The sequence below is a fragment of the Companilactobacillus halodurans genome (genome assembly GCF_009600985.1).
GTDB classification, from domain to species: domain Bacteria; phylum Bacillota; class Bacilli; order Lactobacillales; family Lactobacillaceae; genus Companilactobacillus; species Companilactobacillus halodurans.
The window spans coordinates 1-1,044 of the sequence record NZ_VDFP01000279.1 but is presented as its reverse complement, the minus strand read 5'-3'; the positions used below and the strand labels follow the sequence as shown (position 1 = coordinate 1,044).

Sequence of the window (1,044 nt, the reverse complement as noted above, 5' to 3'; positions counted from 1 at the left end):
TATAAAACGTTGCTAGGCCGGTTTATATTAGGGTATTTTTGCTTTAGGGAGCAGTAAGCTTTTTGAACATCGTCAGGAATATTAACATGGACAATAAAATTCTTTCCATTAGGACCGTAACCAGATTGATTATCTGTGAGCCTAGACATTTCACCCATCAGTAGGGTTTGATATCGTTGTGGCGACCACATGCCTAAATAGTCGTGATCAAAAGTTAATTCATTTGATTTTAATTTCAAATTTGTTTGATAGGTAGCATAGTTAATGATTTTTATTTCTGAGGAAACATATTTCTGTAGGCAAGCGCTCATTCGTCGCTGCATTGTAGTGTCCTGCGCCAGAATAATTGATTTAAAATCAATCTGCTGCTGTTTTAAAAGATCCAAAAGATAAGTTATATTATTGCCACAGTTAGTAGAATCAATTTCTAAAAAATCTGCTTTTAAATTGAAACGATTTTTTAAAATAATAGCAAACAATTCAGCCTCGCTGGTGATATTGTCAGGTAATTCTGGAAATGTTTTTTTAGCCGTTTGCATTAAAGAAGCTGTTGTATGACCAAAACCGCCAACGATAAGGTACTTTTTAGCGATATTATTTTGAATTGCCTGGGCTAAGATATTTACGCCGTATACAATGGAGCCTCCAAAAAGAACGAAGACATCAGCTTGTGTGATTTGGTATTTAGAAAATAGAATACGGGAATCTAAATTTGAAATGTCTCTTGGTCCACAAAACTTTCCTATGAGATTGAAATTCTTGATATCTTCGTTATTAAAATTATTCAAAATATTTCACTCCATCAGAAATACTTGTAACGCTGTCGACGATGTAATCAGCACCAGAATCAGCTAATTCCTGATGATCTCCAAAGCCGTACGTAACGCCTAATGTATGAACACCGTTTTGAACTCCTCCTTCCATGTCGGTCATACGATCGCCAATCATTAGTGAATTAGCTGAGGATGCTTGGGCATCTTTCATACCATAAGCTAAAATAGCTTTTTTAGTATTCCGAGTAGTTTCATCATCAGATGCACCATA

The 1,044-nt window shown here is 35.4% G+C and carries 2 protein-coding genes; both read right to left on the bottom strand.

Annotation, left to right across the window (positions count from 1 at the left end):
- Window positions 1-788: YdcF family protein (locus FHL06_RS14160; RefSeq protein ID WP_153387302.1), on the bottom strand; the 788-nt coding region annotated here is incomplete at its 3' end.
- A partial coding sequence (locus FHL06_RS14155; RefSeq protein ID WP_153387300.1) for an HAD hydrolase-like protein occupies window positions 781-1,044 on the bottom strand: 264 nt, incomplete at its 5' end. The genes FHL06_RS14160 and FHL06_RS14155, both read right to left, overlap by 8 nt.